This is a genomic window from Streptomyces sp. NPDC111656 (genome assembly GCF_055656965.1).
On the sequence record NZ_JBVKCA010000008.1, the window covers coordinates 59,253 to 81,155 of the forward strand.

The following is a 21,903-nucleotide window of genomic DNA, read 5'->3' on the forward strand; positions in this document are numbered from 1 at the left end:
CAGCGGTCAGGCCGCGACGACCTCGATGTTGACCTTGGCGGCAACCTCGGGGTGCAGACGCACGGACGTCTCGTGGGCGCCCAGGGTCTTGATCGGCGAGCCCAGCTCGATGCGGCGCTTGTCGACCTCGGGGCCACCGGAAGCCTTGATCGCCGAAGCGATGTCGGCCGGGGTGACGGAACCGAAGAGACGACCGGCGTCGCCGGAGCGGACGGCCAGACGGACCTTCACGCCTTCGAGGCGGGCCTTGATCTCGTTGGCCTGCTCGATGGTCGCGATCTCGTGGATCTTGCGAGCACGACGAATCTGCTCGACGTCCTTCTCGCCACCCTTGGTCCAGCGAATCGCGAAGTTCCGCGGGATCAGGTAGTTGCGAGCGTAACCGTCCTTGACGTCGACGACGTCGCCCGCGGCACCGAGGCCGGAGACCTCGTGGGTGAGGATGATCTTCATTAGTCGGTCACCCTTCCCTTATCGCGCGGTGGAGGTGTAGGGCAGCAGCGCCATCTCACGGCTGTTCTTCACGGCCGTGGCGACGTCACGCTGGTGCTGCGTGCAGTTGCCGGTCACGCGGCGGGCACGGATCTTGCCGCGGTCGGAAATGAACTTCCGCAGCATGTTCGTGTCCTTGTAGTCCACGTACGTGACCTTGTCCTTGCAGAATGCGCAGACCTTCTTCTTAGGCTTGCGCACAGGCGGCTTCGCCATGGTGTTTCTCCTGTGTGATCAAGAAGTGGGGATACAGCCCACCCTCGGCCCGGGGGCCTAGAAGGGGGGCTCGTCCGAGTAGCCGCCGCCAGAGCCGCCGGAACCGCCGGAGTTTCCACCCCAGCCGCCACCGCCGCCGCCCTGGTTGCCACCGGCAGGAGCGCTGGTCGCCCAGGGGTCCTCCGCGGGAGCACCGCCGCCGCCCTGCTGGCCGCCGCCGGAGCCTCCGCCCCAGCCGCCGCCCTGCTGGCCGCCGCCGCCACCGCCGCCGTAGCCGCCCTGGCCACCTCGACCGGTGGTCTTGGTGACCTTGGCCGTGGCGTTCTTCAGGCTGGCGCCGACTTCCTCGACGTCCAGCTCGTAGACCGTGCGCTTGACGCCCTCACGGTCCTCGTAGGACCGCTGCTTCAGCCGGCCCTGCACGATGACGCGCATGCCTCGCTGGAGCGACTCGGCGACGTTCTCCGCCGCCTGACGCCAGACCGAGCAGGTCAGGAACAGGCTCTCGCCGTCCTTCCACTCATTGGTCTGACGGTCGAAGGTGCGGGGGGTGGACGCGACACGGAACTTCGCGACCGCCGCACCGGAAGGGGTGAAGCGCAGCTCGGGGTCGTCGACAAGATTGCCGACGACCGTGATGACGGTCTCGCCTGCCATGGGGGAACCTCTCGGCGGGTTTGCTGCTGGCTGCTAGTGCTGCTACTCGATGCCCGAGATCAGCTGAGCTGCAGAGCTCAGTGGGTCTCGGGGCGGAGGACCTTGGTCCGGAGGACCGACTCGTTCAGGTTCATCTGGCGGTCGAGCTCCTTGACGACCGCAGGCTCGGCCTGCAGGTCGATGACCGAGTAGATGCCCTCGGGCTTCTTCTTGATCTCGTACGAGAGACGACGACGGCCCCAGGTGTCGACCTTCTCGACCTTTCCGTTGCCCTCACGGACGACGGAGAGGAAGTTCTCGATCAGGGGGGCGACAGCGCGCTCCTCCAGATCGGGGTCGAGGATGACCATCACCTCGTAGTGACGCATGTGGAACCCACCTCCTTTGGACTCAACGGCCACGGCGGTTCCGTGGCAGGAGGGTTGTGATGCGTTCGCAACGGTATCCGCCGCCACTGACAACGCCACTGACAAGAGGACTCCGTCGATGTACCGAGTGATCGGTGAACCGAAGGGGAATCCTTGTCGTGACCTGGCCATGGCTTGGGCAGACACCGGTGCAGAGGGTACAGAGTACCTGCACACCCGCTTCCGGTTGAAATCCGGCCGTGGTCACCGTCAATCTGTACACATCGGGTGTGTATGGCGCTACGATGCGCCGCCTTCCGCAGGAGGTGCCCTATGGCACAGACGCGACCCACCGTTGCCGGCTCTCTGTTCGCGACGGACAACAAGCCCCACCCCCTCCAAGACACGCTGCTCGCGGTGACTCTGATCCTCGGAGTCACCGCTCTCATCACGGCAGCCTTCAACAGCCTGCACCTCATCAGCTCGTGGGCAGGCCTGATCGGGATCATCACCGGCGCCTCCGGGCAGTTCATCTCGGAGACGACCCGGGAACGCTTCGGCCTGATCCTGGGTCTCGGTGCCTCGGCCGTCGGCTTCTTCCTCGGCATGGCGCACGGCGGCCTCTTCGGCGGCATCATCGGCTGAGGCAGCCGGACACAACCTCGTCCGGGCGGCCGGAGACACCACCGCCTGCCGATACAGCCGGACACATCACCTCAGAACGTCCTGACCACGCTTCGGTCGGGACGCAGGTTCAGTACGGCCCAGTCGGGGCGCTCCCGGGGCGCAGTAGGCTTCGGCGCGAGAGCCGGAGCCCCTGTACCCATGGGGACACACCAGCCCGAGGAGCGCCCCGAATGAGCCTGACCCTGAGGACCATCAGCCGAGAGCAGCATCTGGCCTACATCCAGAGCCTGCCCGCGGCCAGCCACATGCAGGTTCCGGCATGGGCCGATGTCAAGGCGGAGTGGCGCTCCGAGAGCCTGGGCTGGTTCGACGAGCGGACCGGCGAGATGGTGGGCGCCGGGCTGGTGCTGTACCGCCAGCTGCCCAAGATCAAGCGCTACCTCGCCTACCTCCCCGAGGGCCCGGTCATCAACTGGTACGCGCCGAACCTCGACGAGTGGCTGCAGCCGATGCTCGCGCACCTCAAGCAGCAGGGCGCCTTCTCCGTGAAGATGGGCCCGCCGGTGATCATCCGGCGCTGGGAGGCCACGTCCATCAAGGGCGGCATCCAGAACCCGGACGTGAAGCGCCTGCGCGACATCGAGGCGGACTTCATCGAACCGCGCGCCTTCGAGGTCGCCGACAAGCTGCGCCGCATGGGCTGGCAGCAGGGTGAGGACGGCGGCGCCGGCTTCGGCGACGTACAGCCCCGCTACGTCTTCCAGGTGCCGCTGGCCAACCGCTCCCTGGAAGAGGTCCACAAGAACTTCAACCAGCTGTGGCGGCGCAACATCAAGAAGGCCGAGAAGGAGGGCGTCGAGGTCGTCCAGGGCGGCTACCACGACCTCGAGGAGTGGCAGCGGCTGTACGAGATCACGGCGATCCGCGACCACTTCCGGCCGCGCCCGCTGTCGTACTTCCAGCGCATGTGGTCGGCCCTCAACACCGAGGACCCCAACCGGATGCGGCTCTACTTCGCACGGCGCGGCGGCGTGAACCTGTCCGCGGCCACGATGCTGGTCGTCGGTGGGCACGTCTGGTACTCGTACGGCGCATCGGACAACATCGGGCGTGAGTTCCGGCCCTCGAACGCGATGCAGTGGCGGATGCTGCGCGACTCGTACGCCCTGGGTGCGACCGTCTACGACCTGCGCGGCATCTCCGACTCGCTGGACGAGACGGACCACCTCTTCGGTCTGATCCAGTTCAAGGTGGGCACGGGCGGGCAGGCCGCCGAGTACCTCGGCGAGTGGGACTTCCCGCTCAACAAGCTGCTCCACAAGGCGCTCGACATCTACATGTCGCGCCGCTGAGCCCGTACAGGTCGCGCCGCTGAGCCGGCCCGGAGCGCATGCCGAGCCGCCCATCCGGCCCGGCGTGGCACCGTCGGACCGGCGGATCCGCCACAATTTCCCTACCTCTGATTCACCGCAGCCACGAGAAAGGTTCCGGGACCGGCCATGGCGCTCACGCTCTACGTCGACACCGCGCGCTGGCGGGCACACCACAAGCAGGTGTCCGAGCAGTTTCCGGGGCTCGTCCCCGTCTGCAAGGGCAACGGCTACGGCTTCGGCCACGAGCGGCTCGCCGACGAGGCCACCCGCCTCGGCTCGGACATCCTGGCCGTCGGCACCACGTACGAGGCCGCCCGGATCAAGGACTGGTTCGGCGGCGATCTGCTGGTCCTGACGCCGTTCAGGCGGGGCGAGGAGCCCGTACCGCTGCCCGACCGCGTCATCCGCTCGGTGTCGTCCATCGACGGCGTGTACGGCCTCGTGGGCGCCCGTGTCGTCATCGAGGTGATGTCCTCGATGAAGCGGCACGGTGTCAGCGAGCAGGATCTGCCGCATCTGCACTCCGCCATAGAGAACGTCCGGCTGGAGGGCTTCGCCATCCACCTGCCGCTGGACCGCACCGACGGCTCGGACGCCGTCGAGGAGGTCATCGGCTGGATGGACCGGCTGCGCGCGGCCCGGCTGCCGCTGCACACGATGTTCGTCAGCCACCTCAAGGCCGACGAGCTCGCGCGGCTGCAGCAGCAGTTCCCGCAGACCCGCTTCCGCGCCCGTATCGGCACCCGGCTGTGGCTGGGGGACCACGAGGCGACCGAGTACCGCGGAGCCGTCCTGGACGTCACCCGTGTCTCCAAGGGCGACCGTTTCGGCTACCGGCAGCAGAAGACGGCCTCCGACGGCTGGCTGGTCGTCGTGGCGGGCGGTACGTCGCACGGAGTGGGCCTGGAGGCTCCCAAGGCTCTGCACGGCGTCATGCCGCGCGCCAAGGGCGTCGCCCGGGCCGGCCTGGCGACGGTCAACCGGAACCTTTCTCCGTTCGTCTGGGCCGGCAAGCAGCGCTGGTTCGCCGAGCCGCCGCACATGCAGGTGTCGATCCTCTTCGTGCCGTCGGACGCCACGGAGCCGCGGGTCGGCGACGAGCTGGTGGCCCATCTGCGGCACACCACCACGCAGTTCGACCGCATCGTGGAGCGCTGATCCCGGGACAGGGACACCTGTCTCTGCCCCTGAGGAAGCAGCAGAAAGGCCGTACACACATACCGTGTACGGCCTTTCGCGTTGCCCGTCGGAGCCGGGCCGAGCCCTGTTCGCTCAGAGCGAACTGTCCTCCCGGGCCGGCCCCCCGCCGTTGCCGCCCCATTCCACCTGGGGCCCGTCGAAGTGCGCCGCGTGCCGCGGTGGATGGGCCGCCGCGCCGAGCACGAAGACGTCCTCCGCGCCGTCCAGGACGCCTCCTGAGGGATCGTCCTCGCCCGCCCTGCGCACGACGTCCCGCTCCGGCATGAGGATGTCGCGTACGACCACGGCGCACAGGTACAGCGTGCCCAGGAGGTGGGCGGCGATCGCGAACTGGTACCCGTGGGAGGAGAGGCCCTTGTGGGCCTCCCCGCTGGTCGTGTACGCGAGGTACATCCAGATCCCCAGGAAGTACGCGACCTCGCACGCCTGCCAGATCAGGAAGTCCCGCCACTTCGGCCGGGCCAGCGCGGCCAGGGGGATCAGCCACAGCACGTACTGGGGGGAGTAGACCTTGTTGGTGAGGATGAAGGCCGCGACGATCAGGAAGGCCAGCTGGGCGAAGCGGGGGCGGCGCGGGGCGGTGAGCGCGAGCGCGGCCATGGCCACGCAGACGAGCACCATCAGGACCAGCGCCCACGCGTTCGCCGTCTGGTAGCTGATCGGGATCTTCCACCAGGTGGAGATGAACAGAAAGACCGAACCGAAGTCGATCCCCCTGGTCTGGCTGAAGCTGTAGAACTTCGCCCAGCCTTCCGGCGCGAGGTACATCACGGGAAGGTTCACCACGAGCCAGGCTCCGACCGCGCCCATGAGCGCGTTCCCGAACTCCCGCCACTTGCCCGCCCGCCAGCACAGCACGAGCAGCGGTCCCATGAGCAGGAACGGGTAGAACTTGGCGGCCGTGGCGAGCCCGAGCAGGACGCCGAAGGCGAGGGAGCGGCCACGCGACCACATGAGCATCGCGGCGGCCAGCAGGGCCACCGCGAGGAGGTCCCAGTTGATGGTGGCCGTGAGCGCGAAGGCGGGCGCGAGGGCGACCAGGAGGCCGTCCCAGGGGCGCAGGCGGTGGGTGCGCGCGGTGCATACGGCGATGACCGCCGCGCACACCATGAGCATCCCGGCGTTGACCATCCAGTAGATCTGCTCCTGGTGCTGGATGCTGCCGCCGCCCGGCGTGAGCCAGGCCGCGACCTCCATGAACAGACCGGTCAGGACCGGGTACTCGAGGTAGTCCATGTCGCCGGGGAGCTTGTCGAAGTACGGCACGAGCCCGTCGGCGAAACCGCGTCCCTGGTAGAGGTGCGGGATGTCCGAGTAGCACGCGTGCGTGTACTGCGTGCTGGCCCCGAAGAACCAGCCACTGTCGTAGCAGGGCAGTTTCTGCACCATACCGAGGGCGAACATGCCGATCGCGACGAGCGCGATCACCCGTACCGGGGTCCACCAGGACGCCCCCAGCAGCGCTCTCCGTCCGATGGGGCCGCCGATCAGCTCACTTCCGGCCGCGGCGACCGCATCGTCCTTGGTCGGCCGCACCGGCTCCGGCTCGCGCACGCTCGTTCGCGTCGTCTCTGCACTGGGCATGGCGCACATCCTGCCGTACGCGTCTGAGAATGGCCGCAGGGGCGGTAAGAGAACAGGGGCCGTCAGCCACAGCTGACGGCCCCTGCTCCTCGGGTCACGCGTCTATCTATCCGCCGCCCTGTCCGGCGAAGATGCCGCCGTTGCCATTGCCTCTGGTGTTCCCGCTGGTATTGGTCGCCGTCGCCGTGGGCGACGTGCTTCCGGTCGGACCGCCGCTGCCCCCCGCATCCGTCCCACCGTTGTTCCCACAGTTCCAGCTGAAGTTGCCGCAGGTGTCGGTCGGCGAGGCCGTGGGAGAGCTGCTGAGGGACGGGCTGGGCGAGGTACTCGGCGTCGGACTCGCCGTCGGTGACGGCGTGGTCGACGGGGTCGGGCTCGGGCTGGGGCTGGCGTTGAGGATCTCGCCCAGCGGTTCGGCCGGCGGGAACTCCTCGTGCTTGGAGTTCTTCAGGGCCACGGCCATGTAGTCCTTCCAGACCTGGGCCGGGATGTCACCACCGTGGACGGACGCCACACCGCCGGTGCCGTTCATCGATTCCAGCTTGCTCGTCTTCGGGTCGGACCTGAACAGGGTGACGGCCGTGGACAGCTCCCTGGTGTAGCCGACGAACCACGCCGACTTGTTCTTGTCGGTCGTACCCGTCTTGCCGGCCACGGGGAAGCCCATGTCGGCGACCTTCTTGCCGGTTCCGTTCTGGACCACGTTCTGCAGGACGTCGGTGACGTTGTTCGCCACGTTCTCGGACATCGCGGTCTTCTCGGCGGGCGGCTTGAACTGGGGGAGCGGCTTGCTGTCCCTGACCACCTTGGTGACCGAGTACGGCTCGTAGTGCGAGCCCGACGCGGCGAAGGTGCCGTACGCGTCGGCCATGCGAATGGCGCTCGGGGTCGACGTGCCGAGGGAGAAGGAGACGTTGTTGAGGTTTCCCTGGTCGAAGGAGTCCGGCAGGATGCCCATGGACTCCGCGACCTTCCGGGTCTTGGAAAGGCCGACGTCGACGCCCAGCTGCGCGAACGGGGAGTTGATGGACTGCTCCATGGCCTTCTTGAGCGTCACCATCCCCCAGGCCTTGGTGCCCTCGTTCTTCTGCCGGAACGGCTTTCCGTTGTTACCCATGATCGGGTCGTTGTTCTGGTCCTTGATCACCAGGAGGTCGTCGCCGTTGTAGCGGGCCATCGGCGAGAGGGCCTGTGGGGTGGTCTTGTAGGTTCCGTACTGCATCGCGGTGGCCAGCACGATCGGCTTCCAGGTCGATCCGACCGGCACGCCCGTCGTGTTGGCGTTGTTGGAGTAGTGGCCCTTGTCGAAGCCGTCGCCCCCGTAGAGCGCCACGATGGCGCCGGTCTTCGGATCGACCGACGCCGCGCCGAACTGCACGTCCTTGTCGGTCTTGGGCCGCGCCTTGGTGTCGAGGAAGCTCTTCTTCGTCGCCTTGACGGCCTTCTCCAGCTCAGTGACCTTCTTCTTGTCGAAGGTCGTGTAGATCCGGTAGCCGCCCTTCTCCAACTGCTCCGGCGTGATGCCGGCCGTCTTCGCCACGTACTCCTTGGCGATGTCGACGAGGTAACCGGTCTGGCCGGACAGGGTCGAATTCGCCTTCTTGAGCGTGGGGAATGTCTTGATCTTGGTCCGCTCGGCCTGGGTCATGTTCCCGACCGTGACCTCACGGTCGAGGATCCATGTCCACCGCTCCTTGACCCGCTTGGTGTTGGAGTCGGGATCGGCCAGCGCCCCCACACCCCCGTCGGGGTTGTACAGGTTCGGACCCTTGAGGACGGACGCGAGGAAGACGCACTGCTCGGTGCTGAGCTTGTCGGCGTCCACACCGAAGTAGGCCTGGGCCGCCGCCTGGATCCCGTAGGCGTTGCGCCCGTAGTACGCGGTGTTCAGGTAGCCAGCGAGGATCTGGTCCTTGCTCAGCTTCGAGTTCACCTTGATGGAGATGAAGAGCTCTTTGAACTTGCGCGTGATGGTCTGGTCCTGGTTCAGGTACGTGTTCTTCACGTACTGCTGAGTGATGGTCGAGCCACCCTGCGTCTCGCCGCCCCGGGCCATGTTGACGAAGGCACGCGCGATGCCCTTCGGATCGACGCCCCGGTCCTTGTAGAAGGACGCGTTCTCGGCGGAGACCACCGCGTTCTTCATGGCCTTCGGGATCGCCTCCGGCCCCACGATCTGCCGGTTCGTCTGGCCGCCGGTGGCTGCCATCTGAGTGTTGTCGGACCAGTAGAAGACGTTGTTCTGGGCCAGGGCGGTGTCGTTCGGGTTCGGGACGCCCACCATGGCGTACCCGATGCCTGCCGCGACCAGCAACCCCCCGCAGAAGGTGAGGAACGTGCCCGTCACCAGCTTCCAGGAGGGCATCCAGCGCGCGGCTCCGGACTTACCCGCGCGCGGGTAGTCGATGAAACGCTTCTTTACAGGGCCAGAGGCCCGCGCGCGCCCGGGTCCGTCAGGACCGCCGCGGCGGCCGCCGGGCCCTGTGGCGTCGGCGCCTCTGCGGCGGCCGCCACCGCTGCTTCTCTGGGCTGCGCGCCGGGCCTCGGCGCGGCCGGTGTAGGGGCGCTCCTCCTCACCTCCCGACTCATAGGAGTCGGCAGGGGACCCGGTGGCGCCTCGCGGTGCCGCACGGCGGCCGGAGGACGGGCCGGTCTGGCCGCGTCGGGCCGCGGCACGTCCGCCGCCCTGTGGCTGCGACGGTTTGCGACGGTGCTCGCTCATCGAACGATTACTCCTCGGGCAGGCGCACCCGTGCGCGCCTGGAAACGGCAGCTGGTTTCCGGTCCCCCCGAAGTACGGATGCGGTCGTTTGCGCATTCACCCGTACTGCACCAGGGACGAGGACGCCCTCAGGCGTCACTCGGTTCCCGGTGTTTTTGCATGGCGCACAGACTACGCACCGTCAAAACCCCCCTAATCCTGAAGTTCACCCCAAATCAGGCAACTTGCTTCGTATGAATCGGTGATGTGACGCCGTTCACCATGACCCCCCTTGTCGCAGACGGACGGCCGATCTATCGTGCTGATGTATCGAGTCGATACATCAGCTCGGCATAAAGAACGTGTCGAGGACACCGCGGCAGTGAGGAGGCGATATGAGCCGGCGTTCCGGGATCCTCGAGTTCGCCGTCCTCGGCCTGCTTCGCGAGTCCCCGATGCACGGCTATGAGCTGCGCAAACGACTCAACACGTCACTGGGTGTGTTCCGTGCGTTCAGCTACGGGACGCTCTACCCCTGCCTCAAGACGCTGGTCACGAGCGGCTGGTTGATCGAGGAATCGGGGAGCACCACCGAGGACGCCCTCGCCGCCCCGCTTGCTGGGCGTCGCGCCAAGATCGTCTATCGGTTGACGGCTGAAGGTAAAGAGCACTTCGAGGAGCTGCTCGCGCAGACGGGGCCCGACGCGTACGAGGACGAGCACTTCGCCGCTCGTTTCGCGTTCTTCGGGCAGACGTCACGCGACGTGCGCATGCGCGTACTGGAGGGCCGCCGCAGTCGGCTCGAGGAGCGACTGGAGAAGATGCGTGCCTCGCTGGCACGCACCAGGGAGCGCCTCGACGACTACACCCTTGAGCTCCAGCGCCACGGAATGGAGTCCGTGGAGCGCGAAGTGCGCTGGCTGAACGAGCTCATCGAGAGCGAGCGAGCAGGACGGGACGTCAAGGACTCCGCCTCCGAAGGCACCTCACGAGGTGTCCCCGAAGGCAGCTCCCCGGGCGCCTTCGAAGGCTCCGCTCAGCAGAACAGCACATCTGGAGAGACGGGCGGCCTGCCCCGGCACCGGGACCAGTCCCGGCCGGATCCGTCCGACGACACCACCACGTGAGGTCCAGTCGGGGCTTCACCTCGTACACACAGGGAGCAACCGGAATGGGTTCGGTTCGCGTAGCCATCGTCGGCGTGGGCAACTGCGCCGCCTCGCTGGTGCAGGGCGTCGAGTACTACAAGGACGCCGACCCGGCGTCCAAGGTCCCGGGTCTGATGCACGTCCAGTTCGGCGACTACCACGTCGGTGACGTCGAGTTCGTCGCCGCCTTCGACGTCGACGCGAAGAAGGTCGGCCTCGACCTCTCCGACGCCATCGGTGCCAGCGAGAACAACACCATCAAGATCTGCGACGTCCCGAACAAGGGCGTCACGGTCCAGCGCGGCCACACCCTCGACGGTCTCGGCAAGTACTACCGCATGACCATCGAGGAGTCCGCCGAGGCGCCGGTCGACATCGTCCAGATCCTCAAGGACAAGCAGGTCGACGTCCTCGTCTGCTACCTGCCCGTCGGTTCCGAGGACGCGGCGAAGTTCTACGCCCAGTGCGCCATCGACGCCAAGGTCGCCTTCGTCAACGCCCTCCCGGTCTTCATCGCCGGCACCAAGGAGTGGGCGGACAAGTTCACCGAGGCGGGCGTCCCGATCGTCGGCGACGACATCAAGTCGCAGGTCGGCGCCACGATCACGCACCGTGTGATGGCGAAGCTGTTCGAGGACCGCGGTGTCCGTCTTGAGCGCACCATGCAGCTCAACGTCGGCGGCAACATGGACTTCAAGAACATGCTGGAGCGCGACCGCCTCGAGTCGAAGAAGATCTCGAAGACGCAGGCCGTCACCTCGCAGATCCCCGACCGCGACATGGGCGAGAAGAACGTCCACATCGGTCCCTCGGACTACGTGGCCTGGCTCGACGACCGCAAGTGGGCGTACGTCCGTCTCGAGGGCCGCGCCTTCGGTGACGTCCCGCTGAACCTGGAGTACAAGCTCGAGGTCTGGGACTCCCCGAACTCCGCGGGTGTCATCATCGACGCCCTGCGTGCCGCGAAGATCGCCAAGGACCGCGGCATCGGCGGCCCGATCCTGTCGGCGTCCTCGTACTTCATGAAGTCCCCGCCGGTCCAGTACTTCGACGACGAGGCCTTCGCCAACGTCGAGAAGTTCATCAAGGGCGAGGTCGAGCGCTAGCAAGACAGGCCTCCGCGCGCCGTCGAGACACGGCGCGGAGCGCCGAGGGGCTTTTCGCTCCTGCCCGTCGAGGGTCCCTGGGTCTTTGACCCGGGGACCCTCCTCGTATGTGAGGCTGTGCCCCATGGCTGTCGTGCGTGATCTGCGCGTCCTCCTGCGCTTCCAAGGCTTCAGACGCCTGCTCGGTGTCCGGTTGCTGTCCCAGGGCGCCGACGGCGTCTACCAGGTCGCGCTCGCCACGTACGTCGTCTTCTCACCGGAGAAGCAGACCTCAGCGGCCTCTATCGCCTCCGCGATGGCGGTACTGCTCCTGCCGTACTCCCTGGTCGGCCCCTTCGCGGGTGTCCTGCTGGACCGCTGGCGGCGCCGCCAGGTCCTCCTGTACGGCAATCTGCTGCGGACCGCGCTGGCCTGTGTGACGGCCTTGCTGATGCTGAGCCATGTCCCCGACTGGCTCTTCTACGCCTCCGCGCTGTGCGTCACCGCGGTCAACCGGTTCGTCCTCGCGGGCCTCTCGGCCGCCCTGCCCCGTGTCGTCGACTCCCACCGGCTGGTCATGGCCAACGCCCTGTCGCCCACCGCCGGAACACTCGCCGCGACCGCGGGCGGCGGTCTCGCGTTCGTCGTACGCCTGGTCGCCTCGGACTCGGACGCGGCGGTCGTCCTCCTCGGTGCGGCCCTCTATCTGTGCGCCGCGCTCGCCTCGCTGCGCATGGCACCGGAACTGCTCGGCCCCGATCAGGAGTTGGTGCAGCCGAGCTTGCGTACGGCGCTCACCGGCACCACGCGCGGTCTCGCGGCCGGTGTGCGCCATCTCGCCGAGCCCGCGCGGCGGGAGGCGGCCTGGGCGCTCCTGTCGATGACCCTGATGCGCTTCTGCTACGGCGCCCTGACCGTCATGGTGCTGATGCTGTGCCGGTACGCCTGGTCGTCCGGCTCCGACGGCGGGGTCGCCCTGCTGGGCCTGGCGGTGGGCATCTCCGGGGCGGGCTTCTTCGTCGCGGCCGTGGTGACGCCCTGGGCCGTGGGACGACTGGGCCCCGGTGGCTGGATCGCCGCGTGCGCGGCCGCGGCGGCGGTCCTGGAACCGGCGCTCGGCCTCCCTTTCGAGGCAGCACCCATGCTGGCCGCCGCCTTCGTTCTCGGCCTGACCACACAGGGCGCGAAGATCGCCACCGACACGATCGTGCAGTCCTCGGTCGACGATGGTTACCGCGGCCGGATCTTCTCCGTTTACGACGTCCTGTTCAACATCGCCTTCGTCGGCGCGGCCGCAGTAGCCGCCCTGATGCTGCCTCCTGACGGCCGCTCAGCTTCCCTCGTCGTCACGCTGGCCGCGGTCTACGCAGCAATTGCTGTTGCTATGGCCCGCTTTGAGATGCAGTAAGTGTCACATCAGGGCCACAGAGCCTCTCTGGACTACTGCGTTGTCAGTCGGTCCCGATAACTTACGTGCGTCTTATTCACGCCACGCGCTTACGTTCTAGGGGGACCCCTAAGTGACCACTCCGCCGCCCCAGGGCCAGAACCCGTTCGCCCAGGGCCAGCCGCCCCAGGGTCAGGCTCCGTACGGGCCGCCGCCGCAGGGGTATCCCCAGCAGCCCGCCCAGCCGGGCTTCCCGCAGCAGGGACCGATTCCCTACGCTCCGGTCGCACCGCAGCGCCCGAAGCGCGGCGTCAAGTGGTACCTGCGCATAGTCCTTGCCATTGCGGGCCTCAGCGTCGTCGTGGGCGGTTTGGTGCTCAATAACGACAGCGAGGACGCCAAGAAGCTGGCCGTGGGCGACTGCCTGTACAACAAGGGGACCGCCAACGACCCGGACGTCATCCAGGTCGACTGCACCGACTCCAAGGCCACGCACAAGGTCCTCAAGAAGGCGGACGGCGCCTCGCTTCCTTCACTGACGTGCCAGAACGTCACGGGCACGACGGCGACGCTGACGTGGAAGGAAACCGGCGAGTCCTTCACGCTGTGCCTCGGGGCCAACAAGTAGCCCAGCGGATCTGAATGTGCCAAGGGGCGGTGTTTCACGTGAAACACCGCCCCTTGTTGTTCCCGGCACGGGCCGCGTGGGGTCATGTTTCACGTGAAACATGACCCCACGCGGCCCGTTCTGTGAGCCTCAGCCCTGCTCGGCCCACCACTCCTTGAGCGCCGTCACCGCAGCGTCGTGCCCCATGGGCCCGTTCTCCAGCCTCAGTTCCAGCATGAACTTGTACGCCTGGCCGATCGCCGGGCCAGGGCCGATGCCCAGGATCTCCATGATCTGGTTGCCGTCGAGGTCGGGACGGATCGCGTCCAGCTCCTCCCGCTCCTGGAGCTCGGCGATGCGCTTCTCCAGGCCGTCATACGCCTGAGAGAGCGCCGTCGCCTTGCGCTTGTTGCGCGTGGTGCAGTCGGAGCGGGTCAGCTTGTGGAGGCGGTCGAGGAGCGGACCCGCGTCACGGACGTAGCGACGGACCGCGGAGTCCGTCCACTCGCCGGTGCCGTATCCGTGAAAGCGCAGATGAAGTTCGACCAGACGCGAGACGTCCTTCACGAGGTCGTTGGAGTACTTGAGCGCCGTCATCCGCTTCTTGGTCATCTTCGCGCCCACCACCTCGTGGTGGTGGAAGGAGACCCGTCCGTCCTTCTCGAAGCGCCGCGTCCTCGGCTTGCCGATGTCGTGCAGCAGCGCGGCGATCCGGAGCGTCAGATCCGGACCATTTTCCTCGAGCGCCATGGCCTGTTCCAGGACGATCAGCGTGTGGTCGTAGACGTCCTTGTGCCGGTGGTGTTCATCACGCTCCAGTCGCAGCGCGGGAAGCTCCGGCAGCACATGGTCGGCGAGGCCGGAGTCCACGAGCAGCGTCAGACCCTTGCGCGGGTGAGCGGAGAGGATCAGCTTGTTCAGCTCGTCCCGCACCCGCTCCGCCGAGACGATCTCGATGCGGCCGGCCATGTCCGTCATCGCGGCGATGACGTCGGGGGCCACCTCGAAGTCAAGCTGCGCGGCGAACCGCGCGGCCCGCATCATCCGCAGCGGATCGTCGGAGAAGGACTCCTCGGGCGTACCCGGAGTGCGCAGGACCCGCGCGGACAGGTCGTCCCGACCGCCGTACGGATCGATGAACTCCTTCTCCGGCAGCGCCACGGCCATCGCGTTCACAGTGAAGTCGCGGCGCACGAGGTCTTCCTCGATCGAGTCGCCGTAGGACACCTCGGGCTTGCGCGAGGTCCGGTCGTACGCCTCGGAGCGGTACGTCGTGATCTCGATCTGGAAGGACTGCTGCACGTCGTCCACGCGGGCGTCCTTCTGCGCACCGACGGTGCCGAAAGCGATCCCGACTTCCCAGACGGCGTCCGCCCAGGGCCGCACGATCTTCAGTACGTCATCGGGGCGGGCGTCGGTCGTGAAGTCCAGATCATTGCCGAGCCGGCCAAGGAGCGCGTCCCGGACCGAGCCGCCGACCAGGGCGAGTGAGAACCCCGCCTCCTGGAAACGGCGGGCGAGGTCGTCGGCGACAGGGGACACCCGCAGCAGTTCACTCACCGCGCGGCGCTGCACCTGACTCAGGGCACTGGGATTGTCTTCGTTGGCGTTCGGCACAACAGAAAAGGGTACGTGGCCGAGGCACTCGCGGGCGCCTCCATAAAACGTGCACAGCCATCCCCTTCTCATCGGGGATCAATACTTACGCATACAGGACACTCGACCCTGTCTACTGATCTTGTGAAGCGGTCCGCGGCACTTACCCTCAGCGCACATCGTTACCATGCGTGGACGCACATTCCGACGACCACTGACGATGACGAGGGACGGACGAGCGCGTGGCCGAGGCGGCAGACTTCCAGGGGATGAGTCCCTCACCTGCCCGCCGGTGGCTGCGGCGCACCGGCACACTGCTGGCCGGTGCGCCCCTGCTGGCCGGCGTGCTCCAGCTGCCCTCCTCCCCGGCCGCACACGCCGCTCAGACGGCCGCTGTGGCCGACGCCACCGGGTCCGGCACGGTGGACATCTCCCTGGACTCGCTGACCCCCAGCGCGCCCACGGAGGGCGACACGATCACCGTCTCCGGCTCGGTCACCAACAAGGGCAAGCAGACCGTCACGGGCGCGCACGTGGGCCTGCGGGTGGGCCCGACCCTCCAGGGCCGGGTCGCCATTGACGACGCGGAGAAGCGCACCGGGTTCCAGCTGGGGCCTGACCCCCTGGAGGTCGGCGGCAAGTACGTCGAGAAGTTCTCCAAGCTCGCCGCGGGCGTCTCGCAGCACTTCAGCATCTCGGTGCCCGTCAAGGACCTGAACCTCGACTCCGACGGGGTGTACCAGCTCGGCGTCTCCCTCACCGGCCAGACCGCCGCGCAGCCGTGGGACCAGGTGCTCGGCATCAAGCGGACGTTCCTGCCCTGGCAGCCCACCGGCGCCGACACGAAGACGAAGACGACGTATCTCTGGCCGCTGATCTCGACGGTCCACCTGCGGGCGGAGACCGGCTCCGACGCGCAGCAGACGCCTGTCTTCCAGAACGACGACCTGGCCAAGGAGATCTCCCCCGGCGGCCGCCTGGACCAGCTCCTGTCGCTGGGCAGCGACCTCGACGTCACCTGGGTCCTCGACCCGGATCTGCTGGCCTCCGTCGACGCCATGACGCGTAACTACCAGATCAAGAACGGCGACACCACGACGGCGGGCAAGAACCAAGCTGTCGCCAAGGCGTGGCTCGACAAGCTCGAGAAGACCGTCGCGGACAAGGAAGGGGAAGTCGTCGCTCTCCCCTTCGCCGACCCCGACCTCGCGTCGCTGGCGCACAACGGCAAGGACGTCACGGGCTCCCTCAGCCACCTCAAGGACGCCACGGACGTGGCCTCCAGCACGGTGCAGACGATCCTCCATGTGAAGCCGAACACGGACTTCGCCTGGCCCGCCGAGGGCGCGGTAGATCCGTCGATCGTCAAGGTCGCCACCTCCGCCGGCGCCGACAAGGTGATCGCCCGCAGCGACAGCCTGCGCGAGACCGGCGGGCTCACCTACACGCCCACCGCCGCCCGCCCCATCGGGGGCGGCACGACGGCGGTGGTCGCGGACTCCAGGCTGTCGACCGCGTTCGAGGGCGACATGGCGAAGGCCGACAACTCGACCCTCGCCGTGCAGGAATTCCTGGCCCAGAGCCTGATGGTCGATCTGCAGGAGCCGAGCAAGCAGCGGAGCATCGTCGTCGCCCCGCAGCGCATGCCCTCCGTGAGCCAGGCCCAGACCATGGCGACGGCGGCGAGGGCCCTCCAGGACGGGAACTGGTCCGACTCCCAGAGCCTCTCCGCGGCCGCCAAGGCCAAGCCGGACCCGAGCGCCACGACGAAGGTGCCCTCGGCGTCCTCGTACCCTTCCTCGCTGCGCAAGCAGGAGCTGCCGCGGTCGGCCTTCGAGCAGATCCAGCGCACACAGAGCACGCTCGACAACTTCAAGGTCATCCTCACCGACAAGTCCCGCGTGGTCACTCCCTTCGGTCGGGCCATAGACCGAGGGATGTCCACGTCCTGGCGCGCCCGTGCCGACCAGGCCCGGACCTTCCGCAACGGCGTCGAGTCGTACCTCGACGACCTCACCGGTCTCGTCAGGCTGATCGACAAGTCCGACGCGAAGCTCTCGGGCCGCAGTGCCACGATCCCCGTGACGGTGCAGAACAACCTCGTGCAGGGCGTCCACCACCTGGTGCTGCGTCTCACCTCACTGCAGCCGACCCGACTCAAGATCGGCAACGACGCCTTCGACGAGCGGCCGATCCAGGTCGCGGGCGAGCACAGCCAGTCGGTGAAGTTCACCACCTCCGCCCAGGCCAACGGTCCGGTGACGGTCGTCGCGCAGTTGTTCACGGACGACGGCCAGGCGTACGGTCCCCCCGTCAAGTTCGAAGTGAAGGTCACCGAGATCACTCCCACGGTGATGCTGGTGATCGGCGGTGGCGTCCTGCTGCTCGTGCTCGCCGGATTCCGGATGTACACCCAGCGCAAGCGCGCGGCGGCCCGCCAGGCCGAGGAGGAGCAGGAGAACACCCCCGACACCGAGGGCGGGGCCGAGGCTCTGAACGGCGTGAACGCGGACGCCGAGGGCACCGTAGACACTACTGAGGACACCGAGCGCTCCAAGGACGGTCCCGACGGGGAGTCCACGACGGAGTCCGGGGCAGACGACCCGGAGCACCCGAGTGACCCGACACCGGACACCGCACCGGAAAGCACCGACCCGTCCGGCACGGGTGAGAGAGTGGACCGTTGAGCGATGTCGTGGCCGGTGGGCCCGGGGACGATGAGGTGGGGTAACCATGAACGCGCCGTACGACGGTGACCGCGGCCAGGGCGCGGGCAACTCGGGCTACCCCGAGGGCTACCCGGACCAGGCCGCGGGCGGCTCGGGCTACCCGGACCAGGGCATGGCCAACACTGGCTACCCCGAGGGGTACCCGGAGGGGCCACCGGCCGACCCCGCGCAGCAGCCGCAGGGGCAGTACCAGGACATGTACTTCCAGGACGCCTACACCCAGGACCCGTACCGGGCGCAGGACCTCGCCGCCCAGGATCCGGTGACCGAGGCGCTCTACGACCGTGCGGCGCACCCCCCACCGCCCCCGGGCTCCTACTACCCGCAGCAGCCGCTCTACGCCCAGCCGCCCACCTCGCAGTACACCCCCGACCCCCGTGTGTGGGCCCAGACGCCCCCGCCGGAGCCCGCGGGCCCGACGCGGCACCTGCCCTACGGCGAGGACGCCCGCACGACCCAGTTCGTCGGCGTGGACGACCTCGTGACCCAGGCCGGCGAGCAGCAACACGAGCCGGACGCCTTCGCCCACCTTTTCCGCGACCAGGGCCAGGCAGGCACCCGTACGTCCGTCGCCCCGCCCGGCGTACCGTCGCCGGCCCACGAGCCGACTCCGGCCGCCCCGCAGACCCCCGCGCCCGAACCGGCGCCCACCGCGAAGAAGCCCGGCGGACGCGCGTCGGGCCTGCTGAAGTCGAGCGCGGTGATGGCGGCGGGCACGCTGGTGTCCCGGCTCACCGGCTTCATCCGCTCCGCGCTGATCGTCTCTGCCCTGGGGATCGGCTTCCTGGGCGACTCCTTCCAGGTCGCCTACCAGCTGCCGACGATGATCTACATCCTCACCGTGGGCGGCGGCCTCAACTCGGTCTTCGTGCCACAGCTGGTACGCGCCATGAAGGACGACGAGGACGGCGGCGAGGCCTTCGCCAACCGGCTGCTGACCCTCGTCATGGTGGCGCTCGGCCTACTCACCGCACTCGCGGTCTTCGCCGCCCCGCTGCTCGTCCGGATGCTGTCGACGTCGGTCGCGGACAACCCCGCGGCCAACGAGGTCGCCGTCACCTTCACCCGCTACTTCCTGCCCACGATCTTCTTCATGGGCATCCACGTGGTGATGGGCCAGATCCTCAACGCGCGCGGGAAATTCGGCGCGATGATGTGGACCCCGGTCCTGAACAACATCGTCATCATCGTGACGCTCGGCATGTTCATCTGGGTGTACGGCACCGCGGCGAACTCCGGCATGGAGGTCACGAACATCCCGCCGGACGGGCAGCGGCTCCTCGGCGTCGGCGTCCTCCTCGGCCTCGTCGTGCAGGCCCTCGCGATGATTCCGTATCTGCGCGAGACCGGATTCCGGATGCGGCTGCGCTTCGACTGGAAGGGCCACGGCCTCGGCAAGGCCGCGATGCTCGCCAAGTGGACCGTGCTCTTCGTCCTCGCGAACCAGGCCGGCGCCCTCGTCGTCACCCAGCTGGCCACCGCCGCCACCAATGACAGCAAGGTCAAGGGTGTCGGCTTCTCCGCCTACGCCAACGCCCAGCTCGTGTGGGGCCTGCCGCAGGCCATCATCACGGTCTCGTTGATGGCGGCGCTGCTGCCGCGCATCGCCCGTTCGGCCCATGAGGGAGACGGCGGAGCCGTCCGGGACGACATCTCTCAGGGACTGCGCACGACTGCCGTGGCCATCGTGCCGATCGCCTTCGGCTTCGTCGCCCTCGGCATCCCGATGTGCACCCTGATCTTCGGTTCCTCGGGCACCAGCGAAGCCACCAACATGGGCTTCATGCTCATGGCCTTCGGCCTCGGCCTGATCCCGTACTCCGTGCAGTACGTCGTCCTGCGTGCCTTCTACGCGTACGAGGACACGCGCACCCCGTTCTACAACACGGTCATCGTCGCCGCCGTCAACGCCGTGGCCTCCGCCGCGTGCTACTTCGTGCTTCCGGCCCGCTGGGCGGTGGTCGGCATGGCCGCCTCCTACGGTGTCGCCTACGCGATCGGCGTCGGTGTGGCCTGGAGCAGGCTGCGCAAGCGGCTCGGCGGTGACCTGGACGGCACCCGCGTCCTGCGGACGTACGCCCGTCTCGGCATCGCCTCGGTGCCCGCGGCCCTGCTGAGCGGCGCGGCCTGCTACGGCATCGGCCACACCCTCGGACAGGGCGTCGGGGGCTCCCTGGCAGCCCTCCTCGCGGGCGGCATCGCCCTGCTCGGCGTCTTCTACGTCGCCGCGCGGAAGATGCGCATCGAAGAACTCAACTCAATGGTCGGAATGGTCCGCGGGCGCCTGGGGCGCTGAGGCGGGGGTACGCGCACAACCATCGTCCGTCGCCGTGTGTCGTGCATAGCGCCGGACTGTGGGCACAATTGGTTTCTGCGTCGGACAGCGCGCAACGAATGGGGAGGCGGGAACGACGGTGGCGGAACGGAGCACGGCTGCCGTCGACGTGGCAGACAACAGCGGCGACGAGCCGCTGACCGCCAAGGCGGACCAGTCCACGTCCGACGGGGTGGCCCAGAACCGGGAGCGGGAGACGGACAGCGAAGAGGCACAGGGGAGCGGCGGGACCGAGAGTCCCGGAAAGGCCTCACCGCCCGAACTGCACAGCGGACACAAACTCGCCAGGCGCTACCGCCTCGAGGAGTGCGTCACCCGTGTGGACGGCTTCAGCAGTTGGCGTGCGGTGGACGAGAAACTCCGCCGCGCCGTCGGTGTGCATCTCCTGCCCGCCGACCATTCACGGGCCCGCTCCGTACTGGCGGCGGCCCGTTCCTCGGCCCTGCTGGGCGATCCCCGGTTCGTCCAGGTCCTGGACGCGGTCGAGGAGAACGACCTCGTCTATGTGGTGCACGAGTGGCTGCCGGACGCCACGGAGCTGACCGCGCTGCTGGCCTCCGGCCCGCTGGAGGTGCACGAGGCCTACCAGATGGTTAGCCAGGTCTCCCAGGCCATGGCCGCCGCGCACCGTGAGGGCCTCGCGCATCTGCGGCTGACGCCCAGCGCCGTGCTGCGCACCTCGACCGGCCAGTGGCGCATCCGTGGGCTCGCCGTGAACGCCGCGCTGCGCGGCATCAGCTCGGACACCCCGCAGCGCACCGACACGGAGGCGATCGGGGCGCTCCTGTACGCCGCGCTCACCCAGCGCTGGCCCTACGACAACGACGCCTACGGTCTGTCCGGGCTGCCCAAGGGGGTCGGCCTGATCGCCCCCGACCAGGTACGTGCCGGTGTCCACCGCGGCCTGTCGGAGCTCGCCATGCGTGCGCTCGCCAACGACGGCGCGACCGCCTCCCGCCACGAGACTCCGTGCACCACGCCGGAGGAACTGGTGAAGGCGATCGCCGAGATGCCCCGCATCCGCCCGCCGGAGCCCACGTTCACGGCCCCGCCGGAGTACCAGCGCACCTCGTACCAGCAGGGCTACGGCCGCCCCGCGCCCCACATGGGCGCCACGCAGCCCGTAGCGGCCCCGCCGCCCCCGCTGCAGAGCCGCACCGGCAAGGCCCTCAAGTGGGCCGTGTCGGCCCTCCTGATCGCCGCCTTGGGCCTCGGCAGCTGGCAGCTCGCGGATGCCCTGATGGACCACAAAAAGTCCGACGACACACAGAAGCCCAAGACGACGGACGGCAACGGCAAGGGCACCGACAAGACCAAGCCGGTCAAGCCGATCGCCATCAAGGATGCGCGGGAGTACGTCGCGAAGGGTGACGCCCAGGCGCCCGGGGACGTGGGCAAGACGTACGACGGCGACAGCTCGACGTACTGGCGGAGCAAGAGCTTCGTGGACGGTCCGGAGATGAAGCCGGCCTTCAAGCCCGGCGTTGGCATCGTCTACGACCTCGGTTCGCAGCAGACCGTCACGGCGGCTTCGATAGGGCTCCGGTACCCCGGTGATCACACGACGATCACCCTCTATGGGACGGACTCGATGGATTCCTCGACGTCGGTGGATTCGATGACGAAGATCGGGACCATCACGACGAGCGGCACCAGCGCGAAGATCACGGTCAACCAGAAGGCGAAGACTCAGTACGTGCTGCTCTGGATCACGGCGATGCCCTACGCATCCGGTGATCAGTACAGCGGCGCCGGCTACAAGCAAGCCATCACGGACGTGAAGTTCAACGGCTGACGTTCGTCGACGAAGGGGAGGGGG

17 protein-coding genes are annotated in these 21,903 nt (G+C 68.0%); 10 read left to right on the forward strand and 7 right to left on the reverse strand.

Going from position 1 to position 21,903, the window contains the following annotated elements:
- Window positions 1-6: 6 nt before the first annotated feature.
- From rplI to rpsF, 4 genes are all read right to left on the reverse strand, one after another.
- The gene (gene rplI / locus ACZ7M3_RS23970; protein ID WP_054236454.1) at window positions 7-453 is read right to left on the reverse strand and encodes a 50S ribosomal protein L9; all 447 of its coding nucleotides are present in this window, start codon (window positions 451-453) and stop codon (window positions 7-9) included.
- An 18-nt stretch (window positions 454-471) separates the two neighbouring features.
- A complete protein-coding gene (gene rpsR / locus ACZ7M3_RS23975) occupies window positions 472-708 on the reverse strand; it encodes a 30S ribosomal protein S18 (RefSeq protein WP_003949403.1) in 237 nt (78 codons plus the stop codon).
- Window positions 709-765: 57 nt separating this feature from the next.
- A complete protein-coding gene (locus ACZ7M3_RS23980) occupies window positions 766-1,365 on the reverse strand; it encodes a single-stranded DNA-binding protein (RefSeq protein WP_097225374.1) in 600 nt (199 codons plus the stop codon).
- A 77-nt stretch (window positions 1,366-1,442) separates the two neighbouring features.
- Window positions 1,443-1,733: a 30S ribosomal protein S6 gene (rpsF, locus tag ACZ7M3_RS23985; protein WP_005482942.1), complete on the reverse strand. Its 291-nt coding sequence runs from the start codon at window positions 1,731-1,733 to the stop codon at window positions 1,443-1,445.
- Window positions 1,734-2,045: 312 nt separating this feature from the next.
- On the opposite strand from rpsF, the gene ACZ7M3_RS23990 reads away from it, so the two are divergent.
- The 3 genes from ACZ7M3_RS23990 to ACZ7M3_RS24000 all read left to right on the forward strand — a co-directional run bounded on the left by ACZ7M3_RS23990 (window position 2,046) and on the right by ACZ7M3_RS24000 (window position 4,870).
- Window positions 2,046-2,357 (forward strand): hypothetical protein, encoded by a 312-nt coding sequence (locus tag ACZ7M3_RS23990; protein ID WP_472065636.1) that lies wholly within the window; start codon window positions 2,046-2,048, stop codon window positions 2,355-2,357.
- A 212-nt stretch (window positions 2,358-2,569) separates the two neighbouring features.
- Window positions 2,570-3,691, forward strand: coding sequence for a peptidoglycan bridge formation glycyltransferase FemX (femX, locus tag ACZ7M3_RS23995; RefSeq protein ID WP_060901662.1), 1,122 nt, complete (start codon window positions 2,570-2,572; stop codon window positions 3,689-3,691).
- Window positions 3,692-3,838: 147 nt separating this feature from the next.
- Window positions 3,839-4,870, forward strand: coding sequence for an alanine racemase (locus tag ACZ7M3_RS24000; protein WP_054236450.1), 1,032 nt, complete (start codon window positions 3,839-3,841; stop codon window positions 4,868-4,870).
- Window positions 4,871-4,984: 114 nt separating this feature from the next.
- Here the strand turns inward: ACZ7M3_RS24000 and ACZ7M3_RS24005 are convergent, their stop codons facing one another.
- On the reverse strand, window positions 4,985-6,496 hold the full coding sequence (locus ACZ7M3_RS24005) for a glycosyltransferase family 87 protein (protein WP_472065637.1): 1,512 nt from the start codon (window positions 6,494-6,496) through the stop codon (window positions 4,985-4,987).
- A 106-nt stretch (window positions 6,497-6,602) separates the two neighbouring features.
- Window positions 6,603-9,218, reverse strand: coding sequence for a transglycosylase domain-containing protein (locus ACZ7M3_RS24010; protein ID WP_472065638.1), 2,616 nt, complete (start codon window positions 9,216-9,218; stop codon window positions 6,603-6,605).
- Between the two features lie 374 nt (window positions 9,219-9,592).
- On the opposite strand from ACZ7M3_RS24010, the gene ACZ7M3_RS24015 reads away from it, so the two are divergent.
- The 4 genes from ACZ7M3_RS24015 to ACZ7M3_RS24030 all read left to right on the forward strand — a co-directional run bounded on the left by ACZ7M3_RS24015 (window position 9,593) and on the right by ACZ7M3_RS24030 (window position 13,445).
- Window positions 9,593-10,324 (forward strand): PadR family transcriptional regulator, encoded by a 732-nt coding sequence (locus ACZ7M3_RS24015; protein ID WP_095853701.1) that lies wholly within the window; start codon window positions 9,593-9,595, stop codon window positions 10,322-10,324.
- Window positions 10,325-10,368: 44 nt separating this feature from the next.
- On the forward strand, window positions 10,369-11,451 hold the full coding sequence (locus ACZ7M3_RS24020) for an inositol-3-phosphate synthase (RefSeq protein WP_067376714.1): 1,083 nt from the start codon (window positions 10,369-10,371) through the stop codon (window positions 11,449-11,451).
- A gap of 124 nt (window positions 11,452-11,575) precedes the next feature.
- Window positions 11,576-12,838, forward strand: coding sequence for an MFS transporter (locus tag ACZ7M3_RS24025; RefSeq protein WP_472065639.1), 1,263 nt, complete (start codon window positions 11,576-11,578; stop codon window positions 12,836-12,838).
- A gap of 112 nt (window positions 12,839-12,950) precedes the next feature.
- Window positions 12,951-13,445 (forward strand): LppU/SCO3897 family protein, encoded by a 495-nt coding sequence (locus ACZ7M3_RS24030; protein ID WP_472065640.1) that lies wholly within the window; start codon window positions 12,951-12,953, stop codon window positions 13,443-13,445.
- 129 nt (window positions 13,446-13,574) lie between these two features.
- On the opposite strand, the gene ACZ7M3_RS24035 is transcribed toward ACZ7M3_RS24030, so the two are convergent.
- On the reverse strand, window positions 13,575-15,041 hold the full coding sequence (locus ACZ7M3_RS24035; RefSeq protein ID WP_472065641.1) for a CCA tRNA nucleotidyltransferase: 1,467 nt from the start codon (window positions 15,039-15,041) through the stop codon (window positions 13,575-13,577).
- 221 nt (window positions 15,042-15,262) lie between these two features.
- Here ACZ7M3_RS24035 and ACZ7M3_RS24040 point away from each other — a divergent pair, with 221 nt between their 5' ends.
- From ACZ7M3_RS24040 to ACZ7M3_RS24050, 3 genes are all read left to right on the forward strand, one after another.
- The gene (locus ACZ7M3_RS24040) at window positions 15,263-17,707 is read left to right on the forward strand and encodes a DUF6049 family protein (RefSeq protein ID WP_472065642.1); all 2,445 of its coding nucleotides are present in this window, start codon (window positions 15,263-15,265) and stop codon (window positions 17,705-17,707) included.
- Window positions 17,708-17,753: 46 nt separating this feature from the next.
- Complete coding sequence (murJ, locus tag ACZ7M3_RS24045; RefSeq protein WP_472065643.1) at window positions 17,754-20,045, forward strand: murein biosynthesis integral membrane protein MurJ; 2,292 nt, start codon at window positions 17,754-17,756, stop codon at window positions 20,043-20,045.
- 118 nt (window positions 20,046-20,163) lie between these two features.
- The gene (locus tag ACZ7M3_RS24050; RefSeq protein WP_472065644.1) at window positions 20,164-21,879 is read left to right on the forward strand and encodes a protein kinase family protein; all 1,716 of its coding nucleotides are present in this window, start codon (window positions 20,164-20,166) and stop codon (window positions 21,877-21,879) included.
- Window positions 21,880-21,903: the final 24 nt, after the last annotated feature.